20 protein-coding genes are annotated in these 24,241 nt (G+C 60.2%); 11 read left to right on the top strand and 9 right to left on the bottom strand.

The annotated features are described in order from the left end of the window. The first annotated feature begins 56 nt into the window (after positions 1-56). On the top strand, positions 57-2,279 hold the full coding sequence (locus ACSQ13_RS06490; protein WP_295508939.1) for a sensor histidine kinase NtrY-like: 2,223 nt from the start codon (positions 57-59) through the stop codon (positions 2,277-2,279). Beyond that, on the top strand, positions 2,272-3,678 hold the full coding sequence (gene ntrX / locus ACSQ13_RS06495; protein ID WP_176249869.1) for a nitrogen assimilation response regulator NtrX: 1,407 nt from the start codon (positions 2,272-2,274) through the stop codon (positions 3,676-3,678). The genes ACSQ13_RS06490 and ntrX overlap by 8 nt, the downstream gene beginning before the upstream one ends. On the opposite strand, the gene ACSQ13_RS06500 is transcribed toward ntrX, so the two are convergent. After that, entirely contained in the window at positions 3,675-4,145 is a 471-nt protein-coding gene (locus ACSQ13_RS06500; protein ID WP_176249868.1) for a hypothetical protein, read from the bottom strand. The genes ntrX and ACSQ13_RS06500 overlap by 4 nt on opposite strands. A gap of 152 nt (positions 4,146-4,297) precedes the next feature. Here ACSQ13_RS06500 and trkA point away from each other — a divergent pair, with 152 nt between their 5' ends. From trkA to ACSQ13_RS06525, 5 genes are all read left to right on the top strand, one after another. Then, on the top strand, positions 4,298-5,674 hold the full coding sequence (gene trkA / locus ACSQ13_RS06505) for a Trk system potassium transporter TrkA (protein ID WP_176249867.1): 1,377 nt from the start codon (positions 4,298-4,300) through the stop codon (positions 5,672-5,674). A gap of 22 nt (positions 5,675-5,696) precedes the next feature. Next, a complete protein-coding gene (locus tag ACSQ13_RS06510; protein ID WP_176249866.1) occupies positions 5,697-7,235 on the top strand; it encodes a TrkH family potassium uptake protein in 1,539 nt (512 codons plus the stop codon). A 141-nt stretch (positions 7,236-7,376) separates the two neighbouring features. Further along, positions 7,377-7,616 (top strand): RNA chaperone Hfq, encoded by a 240-nt coding sequence (gene hfq / locus ACSQ13_RS06515; protein WP_093915014.1) that lies wholly within the window; start codon positions 7,377-7,379, stop codon positions 7,614-7,616. 41 nt (positions 7,617-7,657) lie between these two features. Beyond that, complete coding sequence (hflX, locus tag ACSQ13_RS06520; RefSeq protein ID WP_295508936.1) at positions 7,658-8,911, top strand: GTPase HflX; 1,254 nt, start codon at positions 7,658-7,660, stop codon at positions 8,909-8,911. A 108-nt stretch (positions 8,912-9,019) separates the two neighbouring features. Then, positions 9,020-9,421: a DUF2177 family protein gene (locus tag ACSQ13_RS06525; protein ID WP_295508469.1), complete on the top strand. Its 402-nt coding sequence runs from the start codon at positions 9,020-9,022 to the stop codon at positions 9,419-9,421. 69 nt (positions 9,422-9,490) lie between these two features. Here the strand turns inward: ACSQ13_RS06525 and ACSQ13_RS06530 are convergent, their stop codons facing one another. Further along, positions 9,491-10,054, bottom strand: a complete 564-nt coding sequence (locus ACSQ13_RS06530; protein WP_176249864.1) for a pseudouridine synthase — start codon at positions 10,052-10,054, stop codon at positions 9,491-9,493. Further along, complete coding sequence (locus ACSQ13_RS06535) at positions 10,051-12,519, bottom strand: penicillin acylase family protein (protein ID WP_176249863.1); 2,469 nt, start codon at positions 12,517-12,519, stop codon at positions 10,051-10,053. Before ACSQ13_RS06535 ends, ACSQ13_RS06530 begins: the two co-directional genes overlap by 4 nt. A gap of 100 nt (positions 12,520-12,619) precedes the next feature. On the opposite strand from ACSQ13_RS06535, the gene ACSQ13_RS06540 reads away from it, so the two are divergent. Further along, positions 12,620-13,492, top strand: coding sequence for an NAD(P)-dependent oxidoreductase (locus ACSQ13_RS06540; RefSeq protein ID WP_295508465.1), 873 nt, complete (start codon positions 12,620-12,622; stop codon positions 13,490-13,492). 43 nt (positions 13,493-13,535) lie between these two features. Here ACSQ13_RS06540 and ACSQ13_RS06545 read toward each other — a convergent pair whose 3' ends face one another. Then, positions 13,536-14,102, bottom strand: a complete 567-nt coding sequence (locus tag ACSQ13_RS06545; protein ID WP_176249861.1) for a YSC84-related protein — start codon at positions 14,100-14,102, stop codon at positions 13,536-13,538. Positions 14,103-14,244: 142 nt separating this feature from the next. Next, positions 14,245-15,243 (bottom strand): porphobilinogen synthase, encoded by a 999-nt coding sequence (hemB, locus tag ACSQ13_RS06550; RefSeq protein WP_176249860.1) that lies wholly within the window; start codon positions 15,241-15,243, stop codon positions 14,245-14,247. A gap of 153 nt (positions 15,244-15,396) precedes the next feature. Here hemB and ACSQ13_RS06555 point away from each other — a divergent pair, with 153 nt between their 5' ends. Both ACSQ13_RS06555 and mfd read left to right on the top strand, forming a co-directional pair. Further along, the gene (locus tag ACSQ13_RS06555; protein WP_176249859.1) at positions 15,397-15,924 is read left to right on the top strand and encodes a component of SufBCD complex; all 528 of its coding nucleotides are present in this window, start codon (positions 15,397-15,399) and stop codon (positions 15,922-15,924) included. Between the two features lie 31 nt (positions 15,925-15,955). Continuing rightward, positions 15,956-19,438 carry a transcription-repair coupling factor gene (gene mfd / locus ACSQ13_RS06560; protein ID WP_176249858.1) on the top strand — a complete coding sequence of 1,161 codons (3,483 nt, stop codon included), beginning with the start codon at positions 15,956-15,958 and terminating at the stop codon, positions 19,436-19,438. 50 nt (positions 19,439-19,488) lie between these two features. Here mfd and ACSQ13_RS06565 read toward each other — a convergent pair whose 3' ends face one another. Continuing rightward, positions 19,489-20,364 carry a DUF533 domain-containing protein gene (locus ACSQ13_RS06565; protein WP_295508462.1) on the bottom strand — a complete coding sequence of 292 codons (876 nt, stop codon included), beginning with the start codon at positions 20,362-20,364 and terminating at the stop codon, positions 19,489-19,491. Positions 20,365-20,502: 138 nt separating this feature from the next. On the opposite strand from ACSQ13_RS06565, the gene ACSQ13_RS06570 reads away from it, so the two are divergent. Further along, positions 20,503-21,396, top strand: coding sequence for a DMT family transporter (locus ACSQ13_RS06570; RefSeq protein ID WP_176249856.1), 894 nt, complete (start codon positions 20,503-20,505; stop codon positions 21,394-21,396). On the opposite strand, the gene ACSQ13_RS06575 is transcribed toward ACSQ13_RS06570, so the two are convergent. The 3 genes from ACSQ13_RS06575 to ACSQ13_RS06585 are packed head-to-tail and all read right to left on the bottom strand — an operon-like array spanning position 21,393 to position 24,234. Beyond that, on the bottom strand, positions 21,393-22,805 hold the full coding sequence (locus tag ACSQ13_RS06575; protein ID WP_295508459.1) for a protein adenylyltransferase SelO: 1,413 nt from the start codon (positions 22,803-22,805) through the stop codon (positions 21,393-21,395). The genes ACSQ13_RS06570 and ACSQ13_RS06575 overlap by 4 nt on opposite strands. A 41-nt stretch (positions 22,806-22,846) precedes the next feature. After that, positions 22,847-23,296 (bottom strand): GNAT family N-acetyltransferase, encoded by a 450-nt coding sequence (locus tag ACSQ13_RS06580; protein ID WP_176249854.1) that lies wholly within the window; start codon positions 23,294-23,296, stop codon positions 22,847-22,849. Next, positions 23,293-24,234: a nucleoside hydrolase gene (locus tag ACSQ13_RS06585; RefSeq protein WP_295508456.1), complete on the bottom strand. Its 942-nt coding sequence runs from the start codon at positions 24,232-24,234 to the stop codon at positions 23,293-23,295. The genes ACSQ13_RS06580 and ACSQ13_RS06585 overlap by 4 nt, the downstream gene beginning before the upstream one ends. Positions 24,235-24,241: the final 7 nt, after the last annotated feature.

The raw sequence follows: 24,241 nt of genomic DNA on the forward strand, positions 1-24,241 counted from the left end.
CATCACATCATCGGTGAGGATTGCGGGTGCTAACCCGGTCACGCAGTTATTATTTGTTGCGTCTTGAGCGTTTGCGCCGTGTCCGGCGTTATCGCAATGTTGCAACCATTGGGCTGGTCGTTTTGGGTCCCGTGCTGGCGCTTGTCACCTATCTGGTGCTGGGGCCATTGGGGCAGGGGGCGAACACCCCCAGCTTGCGGCTGATCCTGCTTACCGATCTTGTCTATATCCTACTGGTTGCGGCGCTCGTGTTCAGTCAGGTCGCGCGCCTGATTGCGGCACGCCGCGCGAAATCGGCAGGCTCGCGGCTGCATCTGCGGCTGACCGGTGTGTTTGCGCTGATGGCGCTGATCCCCACGGTCAGTGTCGCGGTCTTTGCCGGTCTGACGATCAATGTCGGGCTTGAGGGTTGGTTTTCGGAACGTGTGCGCAGCGTGGTTGGCAATTCGCTGGCGGCGGCACAGGCGTATGAATCCGAACAGCGCGACGATCTGATTGCCGATGCCATTGCCTTGGCGCGGGGCATCGACACGGCCCGATCCCAAGGCGTGAACATCCCCGATTCCCAACTGCTGGCCGAAGGACAATTGCAGATCCAGCGCGGCCTGCGCGAGGCCTATCTGATTGATGGCACGGCACAAATTCGGGCGCGCGGTGACCGGTCCTATCTGTTCGACTATGAGGCACCGGATGCCGAGCAGATCAGGCAGGCCCAGGAAAACGAAGGCCGCCCGCTGGTCATCGAGGACTGGCCCAACAATGAATTCCGCGCCCTTGTCCCGCTTGACTCCTATCTGGACCGGTTCTTGTACGTCAGCCGCGACGTCGATGGCGAAATCCTGTCGCTGCTGGATGACACAAGGGAAACCGTGCGGCTGTATCAACAGCTTGAAAACGAACGCGGCAAGCTGTTGTTCGAATTCGGGCTGCTTTATGTGGGCTTTGCGCTGATCCTTATTCTGGCGGCGGTCTGGTTGGGGCTGTGGTTTGCCGAACGTCTGTCCGGCCCCGTGGGCCGCCTGACTGTGGCCGCGCAACAGGTGGGCGCGGGCGATCTTGAGGTGCAGGTCCGCGAAGAAAACGGCGATGACGAAATCGCGATGCTGGGCCGGTACTTCAACCAGATGACCAAACAGCTCAAGGGCCAGCGCGAGACCCTGCTGGACAATACCCGTCAGATCGAACGTCGGCGCCGCTTGTTTGACTCGGTGCTCAGCTCAGTCACGTCTGGGGTTGTGGGCCTTGATCCCGAAGGGCGCGTGGCCTTTGTGAACCGCTCCGCGATGCGCTTGCTGGATTGGGAGGAAGATCAGCAATCGCTGGCGATTGCGGTGGCGGTGCCCGAATTCGGGCCGCTGTTCAACACCGTGGTGTCCGGCCATGGCGAAGTCGCCCAAGGCGAGGTCAAAGTATCGCGGCAAGGCCAGATGGAGAACCTGCTGGTCCGCGTGGGCACCCGCCGCAGCGAGGACGGGCGCCTTGAGGGCTATGTTGTGGCCTTTGACGACGTGACCGATCTGGTCAGCGCCCAGCGGATGGCCGCATGGGGCGACGTGGCCCGCCGGATCGCCCACGAGATCAAGAACCCGTTGACGCCGATCCAGCTTAGCGCGGAGCGCATCCAGCGCAAATTCGCACGCAAATTGCCCGACGATGCAGAGGCGCTTGAGCAATTGACCGGCGTGATCATCCGCCAGACCGGCGACCTGCGCCGTATCGTTGACGAGTTTTCCAAATTCGCGCGGATGCCCGAGCCCGAAACATCCGAGCAGGATGTCGCGCAACTGGTGCGCGATGCGGTGTTGCTGCAACAAAGCGGCCAGCCTGACGTGACGATTGTCGCGACCCTGCCAGAGGGGCCGGTCGTGGCCCCCGTGGATGCTACGATGATGTCACAGGCCCTGATGAACCTGATTAAGAACGCAGGCGAAGCCATTGAAAGCCTGAAACAAAAAGGCGCTCCAGATGACCTTGATCCGCGCATCGAAGTGACCCTGACCGTGCAGCCCACAACAGTTCAAATATCCATCGCTGACAATGGTATCGGCTTGCCAGAAGACCGCGCGCGGCTATTTGAACCCTATGTAACAACCCGCAGCGAAGGCACAGGCTTGGGCCTGCCCATCGTGAAAAAGATAATCGAGGAACATGGCGGCACTCTGGTGCTGGAAAACGCCCCCTGTTTCGACGGCCAATCCCATTTTGGCGCTATGGCGATCATTACATTGCCCCTTAGTGGCACACCCCCGACAACCGAATTGGAGACCCCAGATGAGTGACATCCTGATCGTGGACGACGAACGCGATATTCGCGAACTGATTTCTGACATTCTGGAGGACGAAGGCTATGCCACGCGGCTGGCGGGCAATTCGGACGAGGCAATGGCCTCCATCAATGCGGAACCGCCAGCGCTGATGATTTTGGACATCTGGTTGAAGGACAGCCAGATGGACGGGATTGATATCCTCAAGACGGTCAAGCGTGACAATCCTGATGTGCCGGTCGTTATTATCTCGGGGCACGGGAATATCGAAATCGCCGTCGCCGCGATCAAGCAGGGTGCCTATGATTTCATCGAAAAGCCGTTCAACATCGATCAGTTGCTGGTGGTGATCCGCCGCGCGATGGAAACCTCGCGTTTGCGCCGTGAAAACCAGACGCTCAAGCGGCGCGATGTCACGAATGCCAAAATGATCGGGTCTTCGACCGCGTTCAAAACCCTGATGGGCCAGTTGGACAAAGTCACCAAATCAAACGGGCGCGTCATGCTGCGCGGCCCCGCCGGTGCCGGCAAGGAAATCGCCGCGCGCTATATTCACAGCAATTCCGCCCGCGCTTCGGCACCGTTTGTGACGATCAACTGCGCCAGTGTGGCCCCCGACCGGATGGAAGAAGTCCTGTTCGGCGTGGAAAGCGCTGAGCGCGGGATCGAGCCGGGATTGCTGGAACAGGCCCATGGCGGTGTGATCTTTTTCGACGAGGTCGCAGACCTGCCGCTTGGCACACAATCGAAAATCCTGCGGGTGCTGGTCGACCAGCAATTCACCCGCGTGGGCGGGCATGACAAGGTGCGCGTCGATCTGCGTGTGGTTTCCAGCACCAACAAAGACCTTGATGCCGCGATCAAGGCCGAAACCTTCCGCGAAGAACTGTTTCACCGCCTGAATGTGGTCCCGATTTCCGTGCCGTCCCTGGAGGAACGCCGCGAGGATATTCCGGTGCTGGCCGATCACTTTATCGCCGAATTCAACAGCAGTCAGGGCTTGCCTTTGCGCGCGTTCTCGGATGATGCGGTGGCCTTGCTGCAAACCATGGTCTGGCCCGGCAATGTGCGTCAGTTGAAAAATCTGGTGGAACGGGTACTGATCCTTGGCGATGGCACCGGCCCGATCGAAGCGCGCGAATTGCCCGGAGAGGACGAAAACACCGAGGAAGACGGTCGCGTCGTCCTATCCGGTGCCTTGGCGACCTTGCCGCTGCGCGAGGCCCGCGAAGCATTCGAGCGGGAATACCTGCTGACCCAGATCAACCGTTTTGGCGGCAACATCAGCCGCACCGCCAATTTTGTCGGCATGGAACGGTCCGCGCTGCACCGCAAGCTGAAAAGCCTTGGTGTCGTGACCTCGGCCAAGTCCGGTACGCGCATCGCCCATGTCGATGACGAAGTCGAAGGCTAACCCAAGGTGACGATCTGAAAGCTGCCGTCGGGGTTGCGGATCACACAGGATTTCGCATTCAACGGGGGCAGGGTGGTCGTCGCCCGTTGCGGGGCCGATTGCGCCACAGATGCGGGGCAGGCCGGAATCGACACGGGGGCAAACCCCTTGTCGGCCATACATTGGGCTTCGACCCTTTTGCGCAAATCGTCGTTGGGATCGACCGTATAAAGCATCCCCGGCTCGTAAAACCCCGGCACAACGTAACAGGTGCCCGCAGCGTTGCATTCGCTGCGCGCAGGGATATAGCGCGGCGGCGTTTGGACGATACGGGTCGAGGGCGGCACCTTGTCGAGCGCTTCGACCTCGCAGATTGTCGTCTGGCGCTGGACGGCTGCAACACTGGCACCCGCCTTGTAATAAGTGTTCAGCGGGGCGCAGGCCCCAAGCCCGAGGACCCCCATCACCCCTATGGTCAGAGTTTTCATCTTATGTACCGCCTTTATTGCCGCTGAATGCCGCTGGGGCCATTTAGACATTTGAATTGACCCTTGCATAGCCATCTGTCATTCAAATCAACGATCAAGCGGGTGGTTGCCGCCTTGCCCCGACATCGGGCGAAACGCCAAAGGAACCTTTCATGAAAGTGATTATTTGCGGTGCAGGTCAAGTCGGCTGGCAGATTGCACGCCATCTTTCCGGTGAACGCAACGATGTGACAATCGTTGACAGCAACGCCGATCTGGTGCGCCGCGCCACCGATACGCTGGATGTTCAGGGCATTGCCGGCTTTGCCAGCTATCCCGATGTGCTGGACCGTGCAGGCGCGCGTGACGCGGAAATGATCATCGCTGCGACCCATTCGGACGAGGTCAACATGGTGACCTGTCAGGTCGCCCATTCGGTTTTCGGCATCAACCGCAAGATCGCCCGTCTGCGCAGCCAATCCTATCTGACGGCGATTTACTCCGACCTCTACCGCCGTGACCACATGCCCATCGACGTGGTGATCAGCCCCGAAAAGGAAGTCGCGGCCGCAGCGCTCCAGCGGTTGTCGGCACCGGCGTCTTTTGACACCGAAACCTTTATGGATGGTATGGCCCATCTGATCGGCATCCAGATCGACGAAGGCTGCCCCGTGGTCAACACGCCGTTGCGCCAATTGTCTGATCTGTTTTCCACCCTGCGTGCCGTTGTCGTTGGTGTGCGCCGTGATGGCACCTTGTTTGCCCCAGAAAGCAAAGACCAGATTTTCGTGGGCGACGCCTGCTATGTCTTTACGCACCGCGATGACATCGCCCGCACGCTCGAGATTTTTGGCAAGAAAACCAGCAAGTTGGAACGCGTTGTTCTGGTTGGTGGCGGGAATGTCGGTCTGGCCGTCGCACAAAGCCTTGAGGGCAAGGAAAAACGCGTCCGCACCAAGATGATCGAAAAGAACCGTGCCATTGCCGAACGGGCTGCCGAAGCTTTGGAACGCACCATCGTGTTGAACGGGGACGGTCTGGATGCGGCCCTTTTGGCCGAGGCCGGGATCAGCCGCGCAGATGCGATGATGGCGATCACCGATGATGATAAAACCAACATGCTGGCCTGTGTGCGCGCCAAGGCCGAAGGCTGCCCCTATGTCATCGCGCTGATCAACGACCCGACGCTGGTACCCCTGATGGAACCGCTTGGCATCGACGCCTATATCAACCCGCGCGCCACCACCGTCAGCTCCATCCTGCGCCACATCCGCCATGGCCGGGTGCGTGCGGTCTATTCGATCGGTGACGCCGAAGCCGAAGTGATCGAGGCCGAAGTGCTGTCCACCTCGCCACTCGCTGGCAAACGCATCGCCGAGATTGATTTCCCCGAAGGGGTGCTGGTTGGCATGGTGCGCAAGGGCGACAAGGTGATACGGCCCCTTGGCAGCACCCGCATTGACGAAGGCGATGTGATCGCTGTTTTCTGTATGGCAAAAGACGTGCCGCAGGTTGAACAGTTGATGCAGGTCTCGATCGACTTTTTCTGATGCGATATCAGGACGCCGCCGCATGAGCCGCAAACGCAATATCCGCAAGGAGCTTTTGGAACTGCCGTTGTTCCTGCTCATTTTCGGGATTTTCTCTGCGTCAATGATCGTGCCTGCGTTCTATGGGGTGGTCACCGATGACCTGCTGGCGTCACGGGCGTTTTTCTATTCCGCGCTGTTGGGTATGGTTGTCTTTGCGATGATCGCCATCGCGCATTCGGGGCGCAAACCCCGGCATGGGGCGCTTGGGCCGTTGTTGTCGCTGTTTTGCAGCTTTGTGGTTTTGCCCGCGATCCTTGCGGTGCCGTTTCTGGAAGCCTTGCCAACCACGCGGTTCCTGAACGCCTATTTCGATATGGTCAGTTCGATCACCACCACAGGGGCAAGCCTGTTCGACGATCCCGGACGGCTGAGCGATACCTTGCATCTGTGGCGCGCGCAGGTGGCGTGGATGGGCGGGCTGCTGATGTGGGTCGCGGCGTCGGCCATTCTGGCACCGCTGCACCTTGGCGGGTTCGAGGTGACATCCCAGGCCGAACCGGGCAACCCCGACGACCGGCGCACCACCGCCACGGCCCCGATCAATCCGCGCTTGCGGGTGTTACGCTCGGCCGGGGCGCTGACGCCGACCTATCTGGCGCTGACGCTGCTGCTTTGGGTTTTGCTGCTGGCCAATGGCGACCGGTCACTGGTTGCGCTGTGCCACGCGATGTCGGTGATGGCGACATCCGGTATTTCCCCCCTGGGCGGCATCCATGACACAGGCGTCGGCTTCGGTGCCGAGGCGGTGATGATGCTGTTTATGCTGTTTTCGCTGTCCCGGCTGACCTTTTCCAAAGATACCGTTACAGCCACCCAAGGCGGTTTGCGCACCGATCCGGAATTTCGCATGGGGTTGGCCCTGATCATCGGTGTGCCGCTGGTCCTCTTTGCACGGCATTTTATTGGCGCATTCGACGTCTCCGCCACCTCCGAAGCGCAGGAAAGCGGCAGTGCGCTTTGGGGCGCGATCTTTACCGTGACCTCGTTTCTGACGACCACGGGTTTTGTCAGTTCGTCCTGGGCGCAGGCCCAAAGCTGGTCCGGGCTGGAAACGCCGGGCCTGATCCTGATGGGGCTGGCCCTGATCGGGGGCGGGGTGGCGACGACTGCCGGTGGCGTGAAACTGCTGCGGGTTTTTGCGCTGTACCGCAACGGCGTGCGCGAGTTGGAACGGCTGGTGCACCCGAATTCGGTGTCCGGCGCAGGGACTGCGGGGCGGCGCCTGCAAAGCAATGGCGCGTTCATCGCGTGGATCTTTTTCATGCTCTTTGCCCTGTCGCTGGCCGGGGTGACCCTGCTGCTGACCTTTGTCGGTGCACCGTTTGAGGATGCGCTGGTGATGTCGGTGGCAAGCCTTGCCACAACAGGACCGCTGATCGAATTTGCCGCCGATGCGCCGATTGCGCTGATCGAGCTGGGCGACCCCGCAAAGATGATCCTGATCGGGGCGATGGTGCTGGGGCGGCTCGAAACTTTGGCTATTATCGCCTTGCTGACCCCTGATCTGTGGCGTGCGTGACACGAATTGTAGCCCGCCTGACAGGGCTGCGTGACATTTGGGGTGGAAACTCCTGACGGGCACCTACATACTCGGTCGAAATCGGGGTCCGGTCCGCGGACATCAGCAAGAACAACAGCAAGAAAAAAAGGCGAGACCATTATGGCGTCTGACAGACAAAACCTTCAGGATGCATTCCTGAACCATGTGCGCAAAACCAAAGTTCCAGTGACGATCTTTTTGATCAACGGGGTAAAGCTGCAAGGCGTGATTACCTGGTTTGACAACTTTTGTGTGCTTTTGCGCCGGGATGGTCAGTCGCAGCTTGTCTACAAGCACGCGATCTCGACCATTATGCCAAGCCAGCCAATCTCGCTTTATGAAGGTGAAGACGCGAATTGACGCGCCCTCCTTTTCAGATCGACGACACCGCAGGCCCGAAAATGACACGGGCCTGGGTGTTGCACCCTGACATCAAGACCGACAACAACCGCCGAATCGCGGAACCGGCCCTGGCCGAAGCCGTTGCCTTGGCCGAAGCGCTTCCCCAGCTTGAGGTCGTCGGCCAGGAGGTTGTCATCTTGCGCACCGTGAACGCGGGGATGCTGTTCGGGTCCGGCAAGATCGAAGAGCTGAAACAGCGCATGGAGGCCGTCGAGGTCGAGCTGGTGTTGGTGGACGGGCATGTGACGCCTGTACAGCAACGCAACCTCGAGAAAGCCTGGGGCGTGAAGCTGTTGGACCGCACCGGTCTGATCCTTGAAATTTTCAGCGACCGCGCCGCCACCCGCGAGGGTGTGTTGCAGGTCGAAATGGCCGCGCTGAACTATCAGCGTACGCGGCTTGTGCGGGCCTGGACCCACCTTGAACGCCAGCGCGGCGGATTGGGGTTTGTCGGGGGTCCCGGCGAAACCCAGATTGAATCGGACAGACGCGCCATCGACGAACAACTGGTGCGCCTGCGCCGCCAGCTGGACAAGGTGGTCAAAACCCGCGCCTTGCACCGTGCGGCACGCGCCAAGGTACCGTTTCCGATTGTGGCGCTGGTGGGCTATACCAACGCCGGAAAATCCACGCTTTTCAACCGGTTGACCGGTGCGGATGTGATGGCGAAAGACATGCTTTTCGCCACCTTGGACCCGACCATGCGCAGCCTGGTGCTGCCCGACGGCCCCGAGATCATCCTCAGCGACACGGTCGGGTTCATCTCGGATTTGCCGACCGAACTGGTTGCCGCGTTCCGCGCGACCCTCGAAGAGGTTCTGGCCGCCGATATCATCTGTCACGTGCGCGATATTTCCCACGCCGAGACCGAAGAGCAGGCCCAGAATGTCCGCGATATTCTTACATCCCTTGGCGTGCCCAAAGACACCCGCAGCTTTGAGATCTGGAACAAGATCGACCTGCTGAGCCCTGACCGCGCCGACGCTGTACGCGCCCGCGCGGCACGGGACGAGAACGTGTTGGCGATCTCATCCCTGACCGGTGAGGGTCTGGACGAACTTCAGGCCACAATCGCAAAAGCACTGCAAGGTGCCGTGCGCGAGGCCGATCTGGTGCTGAGCTTTGCTGACGGGAAAAAACGCGCATGGCTGTTTGCGCAAGAGGTGGTTTTGCACGAAGAGCAGACCGAGGACGGCTTTCATCTGACCGTGCGTTGGTCAGCACAGCAAGAAGACCAGTTTCAACGTCTTTGATCTGCCGGTAGCCTAGGCGGAAAATTTTTTCGAAAAATTTTGCCGGAAAATTCGAATTTTCCGCTGCGCGACGCATATGGTGTACAGTAACTTGTGCGGGGAAATCTTATGACGTTGATCATTATATATGTGCTGACATTCGCGGTTTTTCTGGGTCTGGATTTTCTGGGACTGAGCTATTTGATCAAGCCGGTGTTCTCGCGTGATATCGGGCCGCTGTTGCTGGAGAGTTTCCGCCTTGCGCCGGCCTTGGTTTTCTATGCCTTCTACATCGCCGTTTTACTGTATTTCGTCTCCTGGCCCGCGGTGGTTCAGGATAAATCCTTGATCTGGGTATTCCTGAACGCGGCCCTGATCGGGGCGTTGGGCTATGGCACCTACGAGTTTACCAACCTTGCCACGCTCAAGGATTGGACCCCGCAGATGGTCGCCACGGATTTTTCATGGGGTGTGGTTTTGACGGGCGTATCGGCAACCGTTGGGGTTTGGGCCACGCGGTTGTTTTCATAAGGTGACAGGTTGGCTGGGGGCCAGCCCCCCGGCCTTTGGCCGCCCCCCGGGATTTTATCCCATTTGGAATTAACGGCCTGTTTCCGATGAAAAGCGCCATGTGCCGGGTTGCATGTTGTTGAGCTGCCAGTCGCCGACCTGGGCGCGGATCAGGCGCAGGGTCGGCAGGCCCACATGGGCGGTCATGCGGCGGACCTGGCGGTTGCGGCCTTCTGTGATCGTGATCGCAAGCCATGCGTCGGGGACCGATTTGCGAAACCGCACGGGCGGGTCGCGGTCCCACAGCACCGAGGGTGCGTCGATCTGGGATGCTTTGGCCGGGGCGGTTTTGCCGTCTTTGAGGGTCACACCGCTGCGCAGGGCGTTCAGGGCGGCCTCGTCCGGGGTGCCTTCGACCTGGACCCAATAGGTTTTTGCCAGTTTGTATTTCGGGTGGGAGATGCGGGCCTGCAAGGGACCGCTATCGGTCAGCACCATCAGGCCTTCGCTGTCGCGGTCAAGGCGGCCGGCCGGGTAGAAGCCTTTTTCATCGATATAGGCCGACAGGGTCGGGCGCGGAGATCCTTCGGTGCTTTTGTCGGTGAATTGCGACAGCACCCCGAAAGGTTTGTTGAACAGGATCACGCGGTTCATGGTTGCGCCGGGATCAGTTTGGTGACGCCAACCGATGCGGCGCGGGCCAGGTCTTCGTCGAGGGACATCGGGATATATTCACCGCGCCGCCACAGCTGGGCGAGGTTGTCATAGTAGCGCGACAGGAAATGCCCCGACTGTCCGGTCGAGGTGATGAAGACCGAGGAATCCGGATCGGCAAAGTCGTAGACGCCGCGGTACCCCGCACCATGGACGTTAAAGAACGGATCGGGCCCCGTGCCTTTGGTGCGGCCGCGTTGCAGGGTGTTATCCCCGCCCGAGGTCGATTGGCGGATGTTGACGAAATAACGCAGGATCGGGACGTCGCCCAAGGTTTGGTGGTCGTGGGTTGCCTGATGCGCATCGCCCCACCGCAAGGATTCAAGCTGGCTGCCCCATGTTTCGTTGATCCAGATCAGGGCATCATCCAGCGCAAGCCGCGCCATGTCGGGGCAGGTTTCAACCGGGGCGGATTGCAGGACATCGCACCACACACCCGCGCCATCGACATTGCGGAACACCCGTTCGATGAACAAGGGTTCCACATGGTCGAATTCGGCTGCCAGGGGGCCCAGTTCGTCCTGGATCAGACGTTCCTGCAAGGCGCGCAGCCATGCGGCATAGATCAGCGGTTCGGGCAGGTGTTCGTTCATCTCGCCCGACCAGCCCGCCAGCAGGATCAGGGCGCGTTCGCGTTGACGCTCGGAGGTGCCTTCGGCGGTGGCTTCGCCGGTGAACCACAATTCGGCCCCGATCAGGGGCAGCAGGGTGCGCGCGGTAAAGCTGACCGTGTCCAGTTGCGCTTCGATAAAGCTGTCGCGGGTGTGGACCTGACGGCGTTGCATCAGATTGCGCCAGCGTTGAATGCGCTGCGTATCGCCCCAGACAAAGGACACATGGTTGGGGAAGGGCCGGTCCAGCGTCTTGTTGTTGGTATTGCCAAGGATACCGCCGCGGGGCGCGACAAATTCGGGGTTGGAGCCATAGGGCAGGCGGCCTTGCCAGCGGTTGGCAGCAACCCAGCCTGCGGTGGGCATCCGCCCCTGACTTTGGTGGGCAGGATCGCGGGCAGGCAGGGCACCGATGGTTTTCATCGCAATGGTTTCGCGGTCCACCAATGTCAGGTTCTGTGAGGGTGCCAGGTAGTCGGCGGCGGCGGCAAGGCCGGTTTCGACCGATTTCGCCTCCATCAGCGCCATGGCAGAGGCAAGAGAGGTGTCGGCGGGGCTGAGCGCGGTCCAGTTCAGGGTGGCCACGTGGCCGGGCGGTGTGATGGCGGCAAGGTTATAGTGACTGCCGGGCATGACTGGGCCATTATCTGTCCAGCGCAGGGTCAGGGTGATGGGATCGGCATCTTTCACCGTGATGATAGAGGCGCGTTTAACAAAGGCTTTGAACCCGTCCGGCGTGCGGTATTCTTCGGGGTTTTCGGAGTTCAGCTCTTCGATATAGACGTCCTGATCATCGGCGTATGACGATGTCAGCCCCCAGCCCAGTTCGGCCGAGCGCCCGGTCAGCACCACCGGAATGCCTGGAATTGTCGCCCCGATCACGCCGCCCGATTGCAGGTCAAGCCGTGCCAGATACCACATTGTTGGCGCGGTAAAGCCAAGGTGGGGGTCATTGGCGATCAATGTCCCGCCCGAGGCGGAACGGGCCCGCGCGGCAGCCCATGCGTTGGAGGCACCGGCCAGATCAAAGGATTTGAACGGCGACAGCGGGTTCGGATCAAGCGGTTTGTTTTCGGAAAACTGCGGCACGCCCGGTACAAGGGCTGCGTATTCGGGCAGGGCGGCAATGCCACTGCCCGGCGCGTCGGGCAGGATATCCTGCAGGCGCTTTTGATCGGGCAGGGCCAGCGAGGTGCGGGCGCGCTTTACCTCGGCATCCAGATGTCCCGACAGCTGCAACGCCATCAGTTTGACCATCGCCAGCGAATCTGCCGGGCGCCACGGCGCGATCGGCGCGTCAAACAGCAGCATTTCGGGGGCACCACGGCCCAGGGCTTCTTCGTTGATCTGGTCCAGACGGGCGTTCACCCCTGCGGCATAGGCCTCGAGCGCGGCGCGGGTCTTGGGGTCGAGGGTGTCGACCGACCTGACCGCCAAAGTATACAGGTCAAACCGGCGCAACAGCCGGTCGATGTTGATGGTCGCGGTGCCGAAAACTTCGGACAGGCGGCCCTGCACGGTGCGGCGCATGGTGATCATCTGCCACAAGCGGTCCTGCGCATGGGCAAACCCGAGGCCATAGAACACATCGCGATCATTCTGCGCGAAAATATGCGGCACATTGGCGTTATCGCGCACGATCTCGACCTCGGCCCGCAGGTTGGGCACCACGACGGTATCGTCATAATCGGGCAAGGATCGCGACGCGAGCCAGTATACCCCCCCAACAGCGACCACAATTAGAACGATCAACAAGGTGGCAAGACGCATAAGCCACTTAAAAATCACTGCCATCGGGTGCTCCTGCATGGACCCCACATATGATTGACCAAAGCACGTGGGGTGTTAGGTATTGTACCAGCCAATAGCGCAACTGAATGATAAGGAAAAGACGATGGCAAAACTCGCATTTCTGGGACTGGGCGTCATGGGCGGCCCGATGGCCGCGCATCTGCTAAAAGCAGGCCACGAGGTTACAGTATACAACCGCACGACTGAAAAATCCCGTCAGTGGGTCGAAGCCAATGGCGGCGCGATGGCAATGACCCCGCGCGAGGCGGCGAAAGGCGCTGATTTCGTGATGTCATGTGTCGGCAATGATGACGATCTGCGGTCGGTCTGTTTGGGTGATAACGGGGCGTTTGCCGGCATGCACGAAGGCGCGATTTTCGTGGATCACACGACGGTATCCGCCGCCGTCACCCGCGAGCTTTATCAGGCTGCGGATGCGGCGCAGATCAGCTTTGTTGATGCGCCGATTTCAGGCGGGCAGGCAGGGGCCGAAAACGGCCAGCTGTCGATCATGTGCGGCGGCGACACCGGTGCCTTTGACCGCGCGCTGCCGGTGATGGAGGTATATTCCAAGATCTGCCGCCGTTTGGGCGACAGCGGTGCCGGCCAGATGACCAAGATGTGCAACCAGATCGCGATTGCCGGTCTGGTGCAAGGCCTGTCGGAGGCGCTGCATTTCGCCCAGAAAGCCGGTCTTGATGGCCGTGACGTGGTCGAAGTCATCAGCCAGGGGGCCGCAGGAAGCTGGCAGATGTCCAACCGTTTCGAGACCATGCTGGATGACAAGTTTGATCACGGGTTCGCGGTGGACTGGATGCGCAAGGATCTGGGCATCTGTCTGGATACAGCAGATGAAATTGCCGCCAGCCTGCCGGTCACGGCACTGGTCGATCAGTTCTATAAAGATGTGCAAAAGCTGGGCGGTGGCCGTTGGGACACCTCGAGCCTGATCAAGCGCCTGAACGCCGCAGGCTAAGAGAGCGCCCGGTCCGCAAGATCTGCGGGCCGGGCCTGTCCGTTTATGGAATGATGCGAGAGTATTTGCTGCCCTCAAGGGTGGCACCGATGCGCAGACCGGCGCGGCCGAACACAGCCGCCAATACGGGCGAAAGCGCCGTGGTCGTGTCGGCGTTCACACTGTCGCCTTTGTCATCAATCACATATTCAACATTGGCACCTGCCGCCCAACCGGGGGACCGGCGGAAGCCGTTCAACGCGTCTTCGGTCATGAAAAACAGAACATGCGCATATTGCTGAGCGCCAATCTGAATCCCGCCCGTCGCCTTGGTCATCGAATAATAATCGACGGTGACATTGTTCACCAGCAACGCACCGCGCCCGTATCCGCCACCCAGACCCAAGCCCGCTTCGGTCACCAGAGGCATGACCAGCATGCCGTTTGATTTTTGGGCCAATTGCCGTGTGTTGGGGAACTGGCGGTACATTTCTTGCAAGGTTGTAGCAACCCGTGCGTCGATCTGGCCGCTGCCACGGCTGCCCACACCATTACCACAAGCCGCAACGGCCCCGACGCTTGCCAACGCGCCCAACGCAAAAGCGCGGCGCGAGAAAGAGGAATTGTTCATTGTATTTTGCCTGTAATTGCCTGTGCCGGTTTGTCCCGACTTATCAGCAATCATATGCCGAATAATCCGCGGTGTCACCAATTTAGGCCACGAATCGGCGGTGATCTGCCACCCATTCGTGATTTATATACGGGTTTAAGGGCTAAGCCCCCATCAAACGCGCGACTGCCGGTGCGAAATAGGTCAAGACGCCATCACAACCGGCGCGTTTGAAACCCATCAGGCTTTCCATCATGACGCGTTCTTCGTCGATCCAGCCGTTTTGGGCGGCGGCCTTGATCATGCTGTATTCACCCGACACCTGATAGGCAAAGGTCGGCGCACCAAAGGTCGTTTTCACCCGGTGGCAAATGTCCAGATAGGGCAGGCCGGGTTTGACCATGACCATATCCGCACCTTCGCGCAGGTCGCGTTCAATCAGGCGTAGGGCTTCGTTGCTGTTGGCGTAATCCATCTGATAGGTTTTCTTGTCGCCCGTCAGGGCACCCGATGCGCCGACCGCATCGCGGAACGGCCCGTAAAATGCCGACGCATATTTCGCGGAATAGCTCATGATCATCACATCGGAATGGCCGGCCCCTTCGAGCCCTGCGCGAATGGCACCGATGCGCCCGTCCATCATATCCGAAGGACCGATGATATTTGCCCCTGCATCCGCCTGTGCCAGCGACATCTTTACCAGCGCCTCGACCGTGCGGTCATTGACGATAATGCCGTTTTCGACAAACCCGTCATGGCCATTGATATTATAGGTATCCAGCGCGACATCGGTCATGATCACCATCTCGGGCACCGCATCGCGGATCGCGCGGATGGCCCGGTTGGGGTTGTTGTCAGGGTCCCAGGCACCGGCGCAATCCTCTGTGCGGTCCTCGATCCCGGTATAGGGGAATATGCACATCGCCCCGATGCCCAGATCAGCCGCCTCGCGGGCGGCTTCGACCACCTTGTCCACGCTGCGCCGGAACACGCCGGGCATCGACGGGATCGGCTCTTCGATGCCTTCGCCGGACCGCACGAACACCGGCCAGATCAGATCCCCCAGCTCAAGCGAGTTTTCGCGCACCAGCGCACGGATGCCCGCAGATTGACGGGTCCGGCGCAGACGTGTCGCCGGAAAGGCAGCTTGTTGGGGTCTCATGAAAAAATACCTCGGATGTTTCAACACAAGGCTTGCCATTTATTTTTGCACGGCTCAAGGCTAGGAATTGGTGAAACGCCCCGTTATCACGGACGTAGGTTGTATTGCTATGCGCCGCTGCTATAAAATTTCACGATCAAAGACAGGCACTCCTTGGATTTATACCAAACAATTTTAGAAGTGATCGACATGCGGTCGTTCTCGAACCTGTGGTTCTGGATCGCGCTGGCGGTTATCTGGTCCTCTGCCAGCCATTGGGTGCTGGGTGTGCCCTATGACATGGTGCTGCGCGCGCGCCGTCAGGGCGAACAGGCCCAGATCGATCTTGAGGACATGGTCCGCATCAACGTGAACCGTTTGCTGTATATCACGCAGGTGTCGGGCATGTGGATTTTGGGCTTTAGCTGCTTTTTCCTGACCATGCTGTTCACCTTGGCCGTGTTTTATCACTTTGAATTCGCACAAGCGGTGCTGCTCTTGGCCTTTCCGCTGTGCCTTGTCGGGGTGCTGAGCGTGTCGACAGCCCAGCAAATCCACGAGGAATCGGCCACGGGTGATCTGCTCTACCGGCGTCTGACGCGGCACCGGCTTTATACCCAGATGATCGGGATCGTTTCGATTTTCGTCACCTCGATCTGGGGGATGTATCAAAACCTCTATGTGGGTCCGTTCGGCGGTTGACAAAACCCGCCCGAGGATCAAGTGACATCTCATGTCAAATACCACTCAGATAACGCTGTCCGGCGTGCCCGAAGGCTTTGATGCCCGCGCGTTGCTGGACGAGCTGACCAAAAACAAGCGCCCCGTGATCCATGTAGCGCGCGATGACAAACGTATGGCCGCGATGCAATCCGCGCTGCGGTTCTTTGCGCCCGATATGCCGGTCATCACCTTTCCCGGCTGGGATTGTCTGCCCTATGACCGCGTGTCACCCAATGCCGATATCTCGGCGCAGCGCATGGCGACGCTGGCGGGGTTGGCGCATGGGATGCCCGACCAGTTTATCCTGCTGACCACGTTAAATGCGGCGACCCAGCGGGTGCCCGCGCGCGCCATTCTGCGCGATGCCGCCTTTGCCGCCCGTGTCGGCGACCGCATCGACGAAGCAGCCTTGCGCAATTTTCTGGTGCGTATGGGTTTTGTCCAAAGCCCAACAGTGACCGAACCCGGTGATTATGCGATCCGGGGCGGGATCATCGACATTTACCCGCCCGGTGATCTGGGCCCCGTGCGGCTGGATCTGTTCGGCGACACGCTGGATGGCGCGCGCCGTTTTGACCCGCTGACCCAACGCACCACCGAAAAGCTGGATCTGGTCGAACTGGCCCCCGTGAGCGAAGTCATTCTGGACGAGGCGGCGATCACGCGGTTTCGCCAGAATTACCGCATCGAATTCGGGGCGGCGGGTACGGATGATCCGCTTTACGAGGCCATCAGCGCGGGGCGCAAACATCAAGGTGCCGAACATTGGATGTCGTTTTTCCACGAAGAACTGGAAACCATCTTTGATTATCTGCCCAAGGCCAGCGTCACGCTGGATGATCAGGTCACCGCACAGCGTTTGTCGCGGTGGGACAGCATCGCCGACCAGTACGAGACCCGCCGCCTTGCGATGGCGAACCGCTCCAAGATGGACAGCGTGTACAAACCCGCGCCGCCCGAAGGTCTGTATCTGACCGACACCGCATGGGAACAGGCACTAATCGGCAAGCGGGTGATCCAGTTCAAGCCCTTGCCGCAGCCCACAGGCCCGAATGTTCTGGATGCAGGCGGCCGTATCGGCCGTGATTTCGCGCCTGAACGCCAACAGGAATCTATCAGCCTTTTCGGGGCTTTGGCCAAACATCTTAAGGTGAAACTGAACGAAGGCCCCGTTGTCATTGCCAGCTATTCCGAAGGTGCGCGGGAACGGCTGACCGGATTGATCGAAGACGAAGGCATGGGCGAAACCATTGCCATCAAAAATGGTACGCGCATTGGAAAGCGCGGGTTGCATCTGGCGGTCTGGGCGCTGGAACACGGGTTCGAGGCCCCATTGGCGGCTGAGAAAAGCAAGCTCACCGTCATCTCGGAACAAGACATCTTGGGCGACCGTCTGATCCGGGCCACCAAACGCAAACGCCGCGCCGAGAACTTCCTGACCGAAACCCAATCGCTGACACCGGGCGATCTGGTGGTGCATGTCGACCACGGCATTGGCCGCTATCTGGGGATGGAGGTCATCACCGCCGCTGGTGCCGCCCATGAATGTCTGCTGCTGGAATATGCAGAGAATTCAAAGCTGTACCTGCCGGTCGAAAACATCGAACTGCTGTCGAAATACGGCCATGACGAAGGTCTGCTGGACAAGCTGGGGGGCGGCGCGTGGCAGTCGAAGAAAGCCAAGCTCAAGGAACGCATCCGCGAGATGGCGGACAAGCTGATCCGGATTGCTGCCGAACGCGCCCTGCGCCGCGCCCCGATCATGGATCCGCCGCCGGGCATGTGGGACGCGTTTTCCGCGCGCTTCCCCTATACCGAAACCGACGACCAGATGTCTGCCATCAACGATGTGATTGACGATCTGACATCCGGCAATCCGATGGACCGTCTGATTTGCGGCGATGTCGGCTTTGGCAAGACCGAGGTCGCGATGCGTGCTGCTTTCGTGGCCGCAATGTCGGGCTTGCAGGTCGCGGTGATTGCCCCCACGACCTTGCTGGCGCGGCAGCACTATAAATCCTTTGCCGAACGGTTCCGCGGCTTCCCGCTCGAGGTCCGCCAACTGTCGCGTTTTGTGTCGGCCAAAGACGCCAATGCCACCCGCGAAGGCATGGCCAAGGGCACCGTTGATGTGGTGATCGGCACCCACGCGCTGCTGGCAAAGAACATCAAATTCAACAACCTCGGCCTGTTGATCATCGACGAAGAACAGCATTTCGGCGTGGGTCACAAGGAACGCCTCAAGGCGATGCGCACCGATATCCACGTGCTGACCCTGACCGCGACCCCGATCCCGCGCACCTTGCAGCTGAGCCTGACGGGCGTGCGTGATCTGTCGATCATTGGCACACCGCCCGTGGACCGTCTGGCGATCCGCACCTATGTCAGCGAATTCGACAGCGTCACCCTGCGCGAGGCGCTGTTGCGCGAACATTATCGCGGCGGGCAGTCATTCTACGTGGTGCCCCGCATCAGCGATCTGCCCGAGATTGAGGCCTTCCTGAAGGAACAACTGCCCGAACTGACCTATCTGGTCGCCCATGGCCAGATGGCTGCGGGCGAGCTGGATGACCGCATGAACGCGTTTTACGACGGCAAGTACGACATCCTGCTGGCCACAACGATTGTTGAATCCGGTCTGGATATTCCGACCGCCAACACCATGATCGTGCACCGCGCCGATATGTTCGGTCTGGCGCAGCTTTATCAGATCCGCGGCCGTGTCGGGCGCTCAAAAACCCGCGCCTATGCCTATCTGACCACCAAACCGCGCGCCAAACTGACCGCCACCGCCGAAAAGCGTCTGCGGGTGTTGGGCAGTCTCGATACGCTGGGGGCAGGGTTCACGCTGGCGTCGCAGGATCTGGACATTCGCGGCGCGGGCAACCTGCTGGGCGAAGAACAATCCGGCCAGATGCGCGATGTCGGGTTCGAGCTGTACCAATCCATGCTGGAAGACGCGATTGCCAAGATCAAGGCGGGCGAGCTGGAAGGCGTGATCGAAGATGACGGCCAATGGGCACCGCAGATCAATCTGGGCGTGCCTGTGCTGATCCCCGAAACCTATGTGCCTGACCTTGATGTGCGTCTGGGGCTCTACCGCCGCCTGTCGGGCCTGACCACCAAGGTCGAACTCGAAGGCTTTGCCGCCGAGCTGATCGACCGCTTTGGCAAGCTCCCGCGCGAGGTCAACACGCTGATCCTCGTGATCCGCATCAAGGCGATGTGCAAACGGGCAGGGATTGCCAAGCTGGACGGCGGGCCAAAAGGCGTGACGATCCAGTTCCACAACGACAAATTCGCCTCGCCCGAGGGGTTGGTGACCTTTATCCAAAACCAGCGTGGCTTGGCCAAGGTCAAGGATAACAAGATCGTGGTGAAACGCGATTGGGCGACGGATACGGACAAGATCAAAGGGGCCTTTGCCATTGCCCGCGATCTGGCCGAACATGTCATCGCCAAGGAAAAGCAGCAGAAAAAAGCAAAAGCCTGAGCCGTTTCCGGCCCAGGCTTTCACCCGCGTTTTAATTCGGTTCTAGCGGATCAGGTATACAGCGACGGCACACCCATTTGCGCGTGGATTTCATTCACCGCAGCCGGTGCCATCCCATACCCATTGGCCAGCTGGTGCAGATATTGCGCCTCGTCTTGGGTATCGAGATCAATGGCGAGCAGGGACATGGCATAAACCTGCGCGGCCATGCCATCGGGGGTCTGGGCAACCAATCCGTCAATATCAACGGGTGCTTCCATACGCGCCTGCACAAAGGCCGCTTCCTCGGCATCGACATCGCCAAGATGGCTAAGCAGCTTCTCGCGCTCGGCCTCGTCAAAGGTACCATCGGATTTCGCGGCCTGAATCATCGCGGCAATCATCAATGCGGCCAGAACTTCCTGATCCTGCGACGGCTGGATCGCGGGGGTGGCATTGGCATCAAACTGAGAATTCAGCACAGCACCGAAATCGGCTTCCTCGCGTTCCGGTTTACCGCTGGTTGAGCCGCCAAGCCCCGCCAGCAGACCGCCAGCACCCGCAGCACCCGCCAGACCGCCCAGCAATCCGCCCAGACCACCGCCGGATGCGGCAGACCCGCCAGCGCCGCCCAACTGGTTCAACAAACCACCCAAACCACCACCAGAGGCACCGGAACTGCCGCCAAGCTGGTTCAGCAATCCGCCCAAGCCGCCGCTTGATCCGGCGCTGCCGCCCATCAAACCGCCCAGCATGTCTTGCAATCCGCCGCCCGCAGTCCCCGTGCCGCCCGACGCACCACCTGTCAGACCGCCCAGCAAACCGCCAAGGCCGCCCGCGCTGCCCGCGTTTTGCGATCCGCCGCTGCTTTTCTTCATCATCGCGCTGGCACCTTTGGCCACGGCAACGCCAATCGCCACCTTGGCCAGTGTTTTCATCAAGCTCATTTTCAAAATCCCCGTTGGTAAATTATGCGCAGACTGTGTTGCAAATGAGGGGGCGGCACAACCTAATATAGACCTGCGGCCCAAAGCTCGGCGGCTTTATGCGATTGACAAGCAGCAAGCAACACGGGTTTGTGAGGCATGGAACGCAAATCTCAGATAGACACATTCGGGGCCATCGCGCTGATCGCTTTCGCCCTCAACCTTGCCTTTAACCAGGTGGTGATCAAAGTCACGAATGGCGGGTTCAATCCGGTGTTTGCGGCGGGGCTGCGGTCGCTTGGGGCGATTGTGATTTTGGTGATCTGGATGAAACTGCGGGGTGTCAGTTTTGCCTTTCCCCGCGCGGCGCGCGGCTGGGCTGTCGTATCGGGGTTGCTGTTCACCTTTGAGTTCACCTGCCTTTTCATGGCGCTGGATGGCACCACCGTCAGCCGGGCGTCGATTATTTTCTATTCCATGCCGGTTTGGCTGACGATTGCCGCGAATTTCCTGATCCCCGGTGAACGCCTGACCCGGCTCAAGATCATCGGGCTTGGGATGGCGATGTCCGGCGTGGCGCTGGCGCTGAGCGACCGCAGTGGCGGGCATGTCAGCTGGACAGGGGATATACTGGCGCTGACATCGGCGTTTTGTTGGGCCGGGATCGCGTTGCTGGTGCGGGTCACCCCGCTGGAAAAGGTCCCGCCTGCGCAGCAGCTGATGTGCCAGGTTGCGATTTCCGGGCCCATTCTGGTGCTGATCGCGCCGCTGTTCGGCCCTTTGATCCGCGACGTTCAGATGATCCATCTGGCGGGTCTGGGGTTTCAGATCATCGCTGTCGCCAGCCTTGGGTTTCTGGCGTGGTTCTGGCTGATGTCGGTCTATCCCGCATCCACCGTGGCATCGTTCAGCTTTCTGTCACCGGTGTTTTCGGTGATCTTGGGGTGGCTGTTGCTGTCCGAGCATGTCGCATGGTCGGTCTGGGCTGCCTTGGTGTTGGTGGCGGCGGGCATTTACCTGATCAACCGAAAGCCCCGCCTGCCAAACGCCTAGGTCCCGCAAAAGGTCGCGGGCACGATTTCCTGATCTGTCGGCGGACGGTGCAGATCGGGGTCCGTCGCCTCGAACGGTGTCGCCAGTGCGGTCATCAGCCGATTGAACGGGGCCATGTCGCCAGCAACCGCCGCCTGAATCATCTGTTCGATCCGGTGATTGCGCGGGATGATCGCTGGGTTTGCCGCCGCCATCACGGCCTGCGCATCCGGTTGCGACGCAATACGCGCCTGCCATCTGTGCTGCCACACGGCAAAGGCGTCGCGGTCGGTGAACTGGTCCTGCGCCGTATCGGTTCCCAACGCGCGGAACGCATTGGTGAAATCCGCGTCGTTCTGTTGCATCAACGCCAGCAGGTCATCGATCAAGGCGGCGTCTTCGGGCTGCGCTTCGGAAATGCCGATTTTCGCACCGAACCGTTTCAGCCAGGCCGCCTCGATCTGGTCGGGCATGGCGTGCACGATCTCGGTTGCCTCGGCGATGGCGTCGTCTGCCGCCTCCATCTGCTGGATCAGCGCGGTGGCTAGCTGCGCCATGTTCCACACCGCGATTTGCGGCTGGTTGGAGAACGCATAGCGCCCCTGACGGTCGATCAAGCTGAACACGCGGTTGGCGTGGAACGCATCCATGAAGGCGCAGGGGCCGTAATCAATCGTCTCGCCCGAGATGGAGCAATTATCGGTGTTCATCACCCCGTGGATGAACCCCACAGACATCCACGCCGCGATCAGATCGGCCTGCGCAGCAGAAACGGCGCGCAGCAGCCCCATAGGCCCGTCGGCCTGCGGATAGTGACGTTTGATGGCATAATCGGTGAGGGTGCACAGGTTTTCAACCTCGCCGCGATGGGCGAACACCTGAAACGTGCCAACGCGCAGATGGCTGGCGGCAACGCGGGTCAGCACGGCACCGGGCAGGGCGGTTTCGCGGTATATATCCTCGCCCGTGCTGACAGCGGCCAAGGCGCGGGTCGTGGGGATGCCAAGGGCGTGCATCGCCTCGGACACCACATATTCGCGCAACACAGGGCCAAGCCACGCCCGCCCGTCACCGCCGCGCGAATAGGGTGTCGGACCGGACCCTTTTAGCTGGATATCGCGCCGTTGGCCGGTACTGTCGATGACTTCGCCCAGCAGGATCGCACGGCCATCGCCAAGCTGCGGGTTGTAATTGCCAAACTGGTGGCCTGCGTAAAGCTGCGCCAAAGGGTCTGCGCCTTGGGGCAGTTCATTGCCACCAAAAGTAAAGGCCAGGTCGTCGGTGCCGGCCTCGGCCAGACCAAGGGTCGTGGCCAGATCCGCGTTGAAGGCCAACAGCTTGGGGTCGGCCACAGGCGTCGGAGTGATGCGGGTATAAAAGCCATCCGGCAAGGCGGCAAAGCTGTTATCGAAGGGGGCATTGAATGTCATGGGTCAGATATAGGGGCCGATGGCCCGTTTCGCCAGCCCGATCACAGCTTGCGGGTCATGAACATGTAATTGTCACGGGGTTTGAACCCGGCGCGGGAATAAAGCTTTTGCGCCTTCTCGTTGGTCTTATCCACCTCAAGATGCATGGCCTTTACGCCGCCACCGGACAGTGCATTGGGCAGGGTCAACAGTGCCTCGGAGGCGATCCCGCGGCCGCGCACACCGGGCCGGACATAGATTTCATCGACAATCGCATCCAGCCCGCCAAATTCCACCGACCAGCCAAAAGTGATGATGACATACCCGATGGGCGCACGGGCAGGGCCGATCAAATAAGCAACCCCGTGGGGGATACCGTCCAGCAGCGGGGCAAGACCGTTGCGGCGCGCCTCGTCTGTTTGGGTGATCCCTGTCTCGGCGTGAAAGGCCGCGACAAGTGCGATCAACTGCTCCAGATGCTCTGGCCTGGCAAGGGTAAAGGCGGCGCTCATAACCGGGCCAGCCGTTCGGTCAACAGGCTGAAAAACCCGTCGGCGTCGATATCGCCCATAAAGGTCGCATTGGGCGCACGGTCGGTCACACCCCACCAATCAGCAACGGTCATGCCCATTGTCAGCTCGGACTGGGTTTCGATCTCGACGTTGATGTGGCGGCCCGTGAACAGATCGGGCCGGATCAGATAGGCGGTCACGCAAGGATCATGCAAAGGGGCCCCTTCGGAGCCGTATTTTTCCTTGTCGAACCGCTCAAAGAATTCGGTCATCTGCGCCACGGCGACGCCAACGGGGCTGCCGATGTTGCGGAATGCATCGTTGCGCGCGGCGGTGACCAGCGCCTTGTGGGTGACATCCAGCGGCATGATCACGATTGGAACGCCGGATTTAACAACAATATCAGCAGCTTGCGGATCGACATAAATGTTGAACTCGGCAACGGGCGTAATATTGCCCCCCTCGAAATAGCCGCCGCCCATCAGCACGATCTTGGCGATGCGATTGGCGATATCGGGGGCTTTCTCCAGCGCTGTGGCAATGTTGGTCAGCGGCCCCAGCGGGCAAAGCGTCACGGTGCCGGGGGCATGATCGCGCAAGGTATCAATGATGAAATCAACCGCGTGACCGTCTTGCAGCGGCATCGTGGGTTCGGGCAGATCGGGGCCATCAAGGCCGGTTTTGCCATGCACATGTTCCGCCGTGACCAGTTCGCGGCCCAAGGGGCGGTCGCAACCGGCAAACACCTTTACATCGGTCTTGCCCGCCAGTTCACACACGATCCGCGCATTGCGTGTGGTCAGATCAAGCGGCACGTTGCCCGCGACGCAGGTGATGCCCAACAACTCGATATCTTCGGGGCTGGCCAGCGCCAGCAGGATCGCAACCGCATCGTCCTGACCGGGATCGGTATCGATGATAATCTTGCGCGGTGTCATGGTTAAC

The organism is Sulfitobacter sp. SH22, assembly GCF_965641905.1.
Classification (GTDB): Bacteria; Pseudomonadota; Alphaproteobacteria; order Rhodobacterales; family Rhodobacteraceae; genus Sulfitobacter.